This window comes from Streptomyces sp. NPDC025784 (assembly GCF_055558435.1).
The window spans coordinates 213,618-220,633 of sequence record NZ_JBVHMN010000018.1 but is presented as its reverse complement, the minus strand read 5'-3'; the positions used below and the strand labels follow the sequence as shown (position 1 = coordinate 220,633).

Annotated in this window: 6 protein-coding genes; 4 read left to right on the top strand and 2 right to left on the bottom strand. The window is 73.2% G+C overall.

Annotation, left to right across the window (positions count from 1 at the left end; translation table 11 throughout):
• Positions 1-191: 191 nt before the first annotated feature.
• Together ACZ4IF_RS33705 and ACZ4IF_RS33700 are read right to left on the bottom strand one after the other, a co-directional pair.
• Complete coding sequence (locus ACZ4IF_RS33705) at positions 192-1,556, bottom strand: sensor histidine kinase (protein WP_467569757.1); 1,365 nt, start codon at positions 1,554-1,556, stop codon at positions 192-194.
• 233 nt (positions 1,557-1,789) lie between these two features.
• Positions 1,790-3,049, bottom strand: a complete 1,260-nt coding sequence (locus tag ACZ4IF_RS33700) for a sensor histidine kinase (RefSeq protein ID WP_467569742.1) — start codon at positions 3,047-3,049, stop codon at positions 1,790-1,792.
• A gap of 394 nt (positions 3,050-3,443) precedes the next feature.
• On the opposite strand from ACZ4IF_RS33700, the gene ACZ4IF_RS33695 reads away from it, so the two are divergent.
• From ACZ4IF_RS33695 to ACZ4IF_RS33680, 4 genes are read left to right on the top strand one after another with little or no spacing between them, the layout of a single operon-like run.
• Positions 3,444-3,857 (top strand): NADH-quinone oxidoreductase subunit A, encoded by a 414-nt coding sequence (locus ACZ4IF_RS33695; protein WP_095936005.1) that lies wholly within the window; start codon positions 3,444-3,446, stop codon positions 3,855-3,857.
• Positions 3,848-4,459 (top strand): NADH-quinone oxidoreductase subunit B, encoded by a 612-nt coding sequence (locus tag ACZ4IF_RS33690; RefSeq protein ID WP_467569739.1) that lies wholly within the window; start codon positions 3,848-3,850, stop codon positions 4,457-4,459. Before ACZ4IF_RS33695 ends, ACZ4IF_RS33690 begins: the two co-directional genes overlap by 10 nt.
• Positions 4,456-6,051, top strand: coding sequence for an NADH-quinone oxidoreductase subunit C (locus ACZ4IF_RS33685; RefSeq protein WP_467569737.1), 1,596 nt, complete (start codon positions 4,456-4,458; stop codon positions 6,049-6,051). Before ACZ4IF_RS33690 ends, ACZ4IF_RS33685 begins: the two co-directional genes overlap by 4 nt.
• Positions 6,048-7,016: a complex I subunit 1/NuoH family protein gene (locus ACZ4IF_RS33680; RefSeq protein ID WP_359502104.1), complete on the top strand. Its 969-nt coding sequence runs from the start codon at positions 6,048-6,050 to the stop codon at positions 7,014-7,016. The genes ACZ4IF_RS33685 and ACZ4IF_RS33680 overlap by 4 nt, the downstream gene beginning before the upstream one ends.

Sequence of the window (7,016 nt, the reverse complement as noted above, 5' to 3'; positions counted from 1 at the left end):
CGGCGCCACGCACCCACCGAGGTCCTACCAGCGCCGCCCCGCACAAGGGCTGCAACGGGCGGATCACCGGCACGGACCCGACCCACCCACCGGACGGACGGCACGGATCCGACCCACTCACCGGACGGACCGGACGGGCGGCACGGCCCACCCACCGGACGGGCGGCACGGCCCAGGAAAGAAGCGGCCGGTCAGCCGCGCCAGGGCAGCTCCGCCGTGACACGGGTCGGCCCGGCCACGGGGGAGTCCACCACCAGGATCCCGTCCACGGCGTCGAGCCGCTCCGCGAGCCCCGCGAGCCCCGACCCGGCGGAGACGTCGGCCCCACCCATGCCGTTGTCGGTGACCTGGAGCATCAGCCGGTTCTCCACCCGCCACACGTCCACCGTGGCGCGCGTGGCCCGCGAGTGCTTGCTGATGTTCTGCAGCAGCTCGGAGACGGTGAAGTAGGCGATCCCCTCGATCGCGGGCGCGGGCCGCGCCGGCAGATCGACCTCGACCTGCACCGGAACGGTGCAGCGGGAGGCGACCGCGGACAGCGCCGCGTCCAGACCCCGGTCGGTGAGGACCGCGGGGTGGATACCGCGGGCCAGGTCACGCAGCTCCTGCAACGCGGTCTTCACCTCGCCGTGCGCCTCGTCCACCATCCGCGCCGCGGCCTGCGGGTCCTCCGTCAGCTTCTCCTTGGCCAGTCCCAGGTCCATCGCCAGAGCGACCAGCCGGGCCTGTGCCCCGTCGTGCAGATCGCGCTCGATGCGGCGCAGGTCCGCCGCCGCCGTGTCCACGACCACCCCGCGGTCCGACTCCAGCTCCACCACCCGCGTCGCCAGCCGCGACGGACCGAGCAGCCCGTGCACCATCAGCCGGTCCACCGTCGTCAGCGCCCGCACGATCCACGGCGTGGCCATCGTGAAGAGCAGCCCCACCACCGCGGTCACCGCTATCTCGAACGGGTTGTCGAGGTAGACGCTGTGCGTCCCGTCGCCGTACAGCTGGAGCCCGCCCTGTCCTCCGTACATCGGGAAGAGCCAGAACCACAGCGGGTAGGTCAGCATCATCCAGCCGTACGACCAGAAGGCGACCGCCACCACGAAGGAGAACACCGACCACGGGAACTGGATCACCGTGTACAGCAGGTGCCGCCAGGACGTGCCGCTCTTGAGCATGGCGCCCATCCACGCGCCCGCTCCCCGCTTCTTCATGCGCAGCGGCTCCGGCTCGGCCACCTCGGCGCCGAGCAGCCCGCGCGCCCGCGCCCGCTCCAGCGCGCCGAAGCCGCGGCAGCCGGCGAGACCGGCGGCGAGCACGGGGATCCCCAGGAAGGTGACCAGCAGGCCGGCACCGAGCGAGACCATCGTGACGGCGAACGTGAACATGATGATCCCGAGCGGCAGGCTCAGCATCACGTAGCCGAGCTCCCGCCAGCTGCGGGCCTCGACCGGCGCCCGCAGCGCGGTCGGGAGCCGGCGCCGTCGCTCACCGGCATCCGTCCCCCGGGAACCGGGGCCGCCGCGGTACCCGTATCCCTGTCCGTACTCCGTGGACTCCGTGGCCATCGCCCCGTCCGTTCTGCTCGTCTCGACCCGCTCGTCGGCTGGTGTCTCAACTCTGCTGCTCACGGCGTCCCCGGACCATGGAGCGCGTCGGCGTCTTGGGGCGGGGGTTTTCCCTACCTCGCCCAGTACGACGCCCCGCACCGAGTGCGGGGCGTCGTGCCGTACGCGTCCCCCGTGGCGCGGCAGAGCAGGTGGGGGGCGACGGGCGGGGCGCGGTGGCGGTGCGCGGTGGCTCAGCGGACGGCGTCGTCGCGCCGGTCCCGCCACGGCAGTTCCGCCGTCACGACGGTGGGACCGCCGACCGGCGATTCGATGACGAACAGCCCGTCGACCGCGCCGAGCCGGTCCGCGAGGCCCGCCATCCCCGTACCGCCGTCGAGACTGGCCCCGCCGCGGCCGTCGTCCCACACCTGTATGAGCAGCCGGTCGTCCGTCCGCCACACGTCGACGGACGCGGACCGCGCCCCGCTGTGCTTGCTCACGTTCTGCAGCAGCTCGGAGACCGTGAAGTAGGCGATGCCCTCGATCGCCGCCGCCGGCCGTGTCTCCAGCTCGGCCGTCACCTTCACCGGCACCGTGCAGCGGGAGGCGACCGCGGACAGTGCCGCGTCCAGGCCACGGTCGGTGAGGACCGCGGGGTGGATGCCGCGGGCCAGGTCGCGCAGCTCCTGCAGCGCGAGCTTCACCTCGCCGTGCGCCTCGTCGACCATGGCCGCCGCCGCGTCGGGGTCCTCCAGCAGCTTCTCCTTGGCCAGGCCCAGCCCCATCGCCAGGTTCACCAGCCGCGCCTGTGCCCCGTCGTGCAGATCGCGCTCGATGCGACGCAGGTCCGCCGCCGCGGTGTCGACCACGACCCCCCGGTCGGACTCCAGTTCCGCGATCCGCCGCTCCAGCTCGTCGGACGGCGACAGCAGCCCGCGCACCAAGGCCCGGTCCACGTTCGTCAGCGCCCGCGCGACGAACGGCAGCACCGGCCACAGCACGAACAGCCCCGTGAGCGTCACCGTGAAGGTGACGATGCCCCACGGCAGCCGGATGAAGTCGTACAGCACCGTCCGCCAGCCCACCGGGTCCTTCAGACTCGACCACAGCCAGCCGAAGAAGCCGGTCCGGCGTACCGGCAGCGGGCTGGGCTCGTCGATCCGCAGCCCGAGCAGCGCCCGGGCCCGCGCTCGCTCCGCCTTGCCCAGCTGACGAGCACCCCGCAGCCCGCCCGCGAGCAGCGGCAGCCCGACGACCGTCACGGCGAGCCCCGCACCCGTGAACATCAGCGTCGCGACGTAGACGAAACCGACGAGCGCCACCGGCAGGTTGACCAGGAGATACGCGATCTCCCGCCACGTCTGCGGGTCGTAGGCGAGGCGCGCGGGAGGCAGGCTGTCGCCGTCGGGACGTCCGCCGGACGGGCCGTCGTCCGCTGTGCCCGGCGGGCCGCCCGGCGCAGCGCCGGAGGTTCTTCCCGGCGGGCCGGTGAGCGTGATGCGTTCGGTCATATCCGCAAGCGTGCCCGGCGGCGAGCCGCGGCGCCATGAGGTGGGCCGCCCCGATGCACGGGGGAAAACCCCACCCCCTCATACCGGGGCCCGTCTCCTTCCCCGTCCCCGTCTCCGCTTCAAGGGACCGGCCCGTCCCCGTCTCCGCGCCGAGAGACCGGCCCTCCTCCAGTCCGTGGACTGTCCCGTCCCGGGCGGGACCGGACGGGACCGGACGGGACAGTCTCCTGGCCCGGTCCTGGCCGTCCGCGGTGGTCCGAGCGTGACGGGCTGCTTACGGTCTCTTTAGCAGGCCCTAGACTCCCGTCCGTACAGATCGTCGAACAAGGCGCATCGCAGAGTGCGCGACGGGCGCACGACGGGGCGCAACAAGGTCAGGGAGCGAGGGGCTGACGTGCCGGAACCGACCGTAGTCACGGCGACCGGGGCCGTCGTCGCGGCGGACTACTTCCAGTCCTACTCGGTGGTCGGACTGCTCGCCGTCGTGGGCGTGCTCTTCGTCGCCGTCGCGTTCGGGGCGGGTCGCCTGCTACGGCCCGTGGTCCCCACCCCGGAGAAACTCCTGACCTACGAGTGCGGTGTCGACCCGGTCGGCGAGGGCTGGGCCCACACCCAGGTCCGCTACTACGTCTACGCCTTCCTCTACGTCATCTTCGCCGTCGACTCGATCTTCCTCTTCCCCTGGGCGACGGTCTTCGCCGCGCCCGGCTACGGCGCCGCGACGCTCGTCGAGATGTTCATCTTCCTCGGCTTTCTCGCCGTCGGTCTGCTGTACGCATACAAGAAGGGCGTCCTGACATGGACGTGACCCCCTCGACCTCCGAACCCGTGCTGCTTCCCGAGCCCAAGCGGCTCGGCGCGCTCGCCCGCCTGGCGCCCGAGCCGATGAAGGTCGTCCTGAACTGGGGCCGCCGCTACTCGCTGTGGGTCTTCAACTTCGGCCTCGCCTGCTGCGCGATCGAGTTCATCGCCGCGTCCATGGCCCGCCACGACTTCATCCGCCTCGGCGTGATCCCCTTCGCGCCGGGTCCGCGCCAGGCCGACCTGATGGTCGTGTCCGGCACGGTCACGGACAAGATGGCCCCGGCCGTGAAGCGCCTGTACGAGCAGATGCCCGAACCCAAGTACGTCATCTCCTTCGGCGCCTGCTCCAACTGCGGCGGCCCCTACTGGGACTCGTACTCCGTCACCAAGGGCGTCGACCAGATCATCCCGGTGGACGTCTATGTCCCCGGCTGCCCGCCGCGTCCCGAGGCGCTGCTCCAGGGCATCCTCAAGCTCCAGGAGAAGATCGCCCGCGAATCGCTCGGCGAGCGCTACGGCTCCGCGGCGGACCGTCCGTCCGCCGCCGCGCTCCAGAGCGGCCTGGTGAAGCCGCCCGCCGTGAACCCGGGGGAGGGCGACAAGTGACCGGCTGGCTCACCGCCCCCGTCGAGGACCTCTTCGGCCCGGAGGCCACGGCCGACGAGTCGTACGACGTCCTGACGGTCGACGTGCCCCCCACCGCGTGGCTCGCCGCCCTCGAGACCGCGCGGTCCACGCTGGGCTGCACCTTCTTCGACTGGCTGAGCGCCGTCGACGAACCCGGTACCGGCTTCCGCGTCTCGGCACATGTCGTGGCGCTGTCCCCGGTGCGCCGCCTGCTGGTCCGTACGACCGTGCCGCACACGGCCGCCACCCTCCCCTCCGCCGTCTCCGTGTACGCGGGTGCCGCCTGGCACGAGCGCGAGACCCACGAGATGTTCGGCGTGACCTTCGAGGGCCACCCCGGCCTCGACCCGCTCCTCCTGCCCGAGGGCTTCGAGGGCCACCCCCTGCGCAAGGACTTCGTCCTGGCCGCCCGTGTCGCCAAGGCCTGGCCCGGAGCGAAGGAGCCCGGCGAATCGGAGCACGGCGGTCCGAAGCGCCGCCAGATGCTTCCGCCCGGTGTCCCCGACCCCAACGAGTGGGGCCCCCTCAAGGGCCAGCTCCCGCCGGCCCCGGCCCGGCCGGCCCGGGGTGCCGCCCGCGCCGCCGGCGACCGACCCGTACGCAGGGCCCGTACCGCCGGGGAGGGCTCGGCGAGCCAGACCGCCGCGGGAACCGGTGCGGCTGCCGCCGACGGTGCCGCCTCCGCCGCCGCGGAGACGTCGGCTGCACCCCGGCGCGCCCGCAGCGCGAGCCAGGGCTCCGCTTCACAGCGTGCCGAAGCCCCGGCACCCACCTCGGACCAGGCGTCCGCGCCGGATCGGCCGTCGGCTCCGGAGCAGTCGGGCGCCGCTGAGCGGGCCGGTGCACCTGCCGGGCCGCGTCGGGCCCGCAGCGCGAGCCAGGGCTCCGCCTCGCAGCGCGCCGCCGGAACCCGGGACGCCGCCGGAACCCAGGACGCCGGAACCCCGGATGCCACCGAGCCGGCGCCCTCCGCCGAGGCGACGGCTCCGGCCGCCCCGCCCACCCCCGAAGCGCCGGCCGCCGAACCGGCCACCCCCGAGGCGCCGACGCCGCCCGCCTCGCCCACGACTCCCGCCGCGGCGGCGAGGCCCACCGCGTCGCGCAGCTCGGACGCGCCTTGGCACCACGCCCGCCCCGCCTTCGACGAGGAACCGAAGCCGGAACCGGAGCGGAAACCGGAGCCGGAGCCGGAGCCGACCCCGGGCCTCGCGAACGCCCCCGAGCCGGAACCGCCGACAGCCCCTGCCGACGCCACCGAGCCCGAGACGGCGCCCCGGCCCACGCCGACACCCGAGCCCGAGGCAACACCCGAGCCCGAGCCGAAACCGGCCCCCCAGGCTGCCCCCGACCCGGACACGGCGCCTGACAGGGCACCTGAGCCGGACGCGGCGCCGGAGCCCGACACGACCCCTGAGTCCGACGCGGCCCCGGAACCCCGGACCGCACCGGACACGGCACCCGCCGCAGTACCCGGTACCGGCACTGACGCCGGCACCGGCACTGACACCGGCACTGACGCCGGCACCGGCACAGACCGCGACCCCGACGACCCCTCCGGAGGCAGGCAGTGAACGACGCTCTCGACGTCGCCCTGCGACTCCTCGTCGTCTTCGTCGTGTTCCTGACCTTCCCCCTGATCGTCGGTCAGACCGAGCACAAGGTGATGGCCCACATGCAGGGCCGCCTCGGCCCGATGTACGCGGGCGGCTTCCACGGCTGGGCCCAGCTGGTCGCGGACGGCGTGAAGTTCGCGCAGAAGGAGGACGTCGTCCCGACGGGAGCGGACCGGCGCATCTTCCAACTCGCGCCCGCCGTCGCCCTCCTCCCGTACCTCCTCGTCCTGCTCGCCATCCCCATCGGCCCGGGCGAGGGCGCGGTCGGCGAGGTCGTCGACGCGGGCATCTTCTTCGTGCTCGCCGTGATGGGCGTCGGAGTCCTCGGCTCGCTCATGGCGGGCTGGGCCTCGGCCAACAAGTTCTCCCTCCTCGGCGGCCTCCGCACCGCCGCGCAGCTCCTCGCCTACGAACTCCCGATGCTGCTGACCGCCGCCTCCGTCGCGATGGCCGCCGGCACCGTCTCCCTGCCGGGCATCGTCGACGCCTTCGAGTGGTGGTGGCTGCCCTGGCAGATCGTCGGCGCGATCGTGTTCTTCGTGGCCGGCCTCGCCGAACTCCAGCGCCCGCCCTTCGACATGCCCGTCGCCGACTCCGAGATCATCTTCGGCGCGTACACCGAGTACACGGGTCTGCGTTTCGCTCTCTTCCTCCTCGCCGAGTACGCCGGGATCGTCGTCCTGTGCGGGCTGACCACCGTCCTGTTCCTGGGCGGCTGGCACGGCCCGTGGGGCGCGGACGGTCTCGGCTGGGTCTGGACCCTGCTGAAGACCGCGCTGCTCGCCTTCGTCGTGATCTGGCTGCGCGTCACCTACCCCCGCATGCGCGAGGACCAGCTGCAGAAGTTCTCCTGGACCCTCCTCGTGCCCCTCTCCCTCGCCCAGATCGCCCTCACCGGCATCGTCAAGGTGGTGATCTCCTAA

Bases quoted from the DNA above. Each gene is read 5' to 3' on its own strand.
- ACZ4IF_RS33690 (WP_467569739.1), top strand. From the start codon at position 3,848: ATGGACGTGACCCCCTCGACCTCCGAACCCGTGCTGCTTCCCGAGCCC.
- ACZ4IF_RS33705 (WP_467569757.1), bottom strand. From the start codon at position 1,556: ATGGCCACGGAGTCCACGGAGTACGGACAGGGATACGGGTACCGCGGC.
- ACZ4IF_RS33700 (WP_467569742.1), bottom strand. From the start codon at position 3,049: ATGACCGAACGCATCACGCTCACCGGCCCGCCGGGAAGAACCTCCGGC.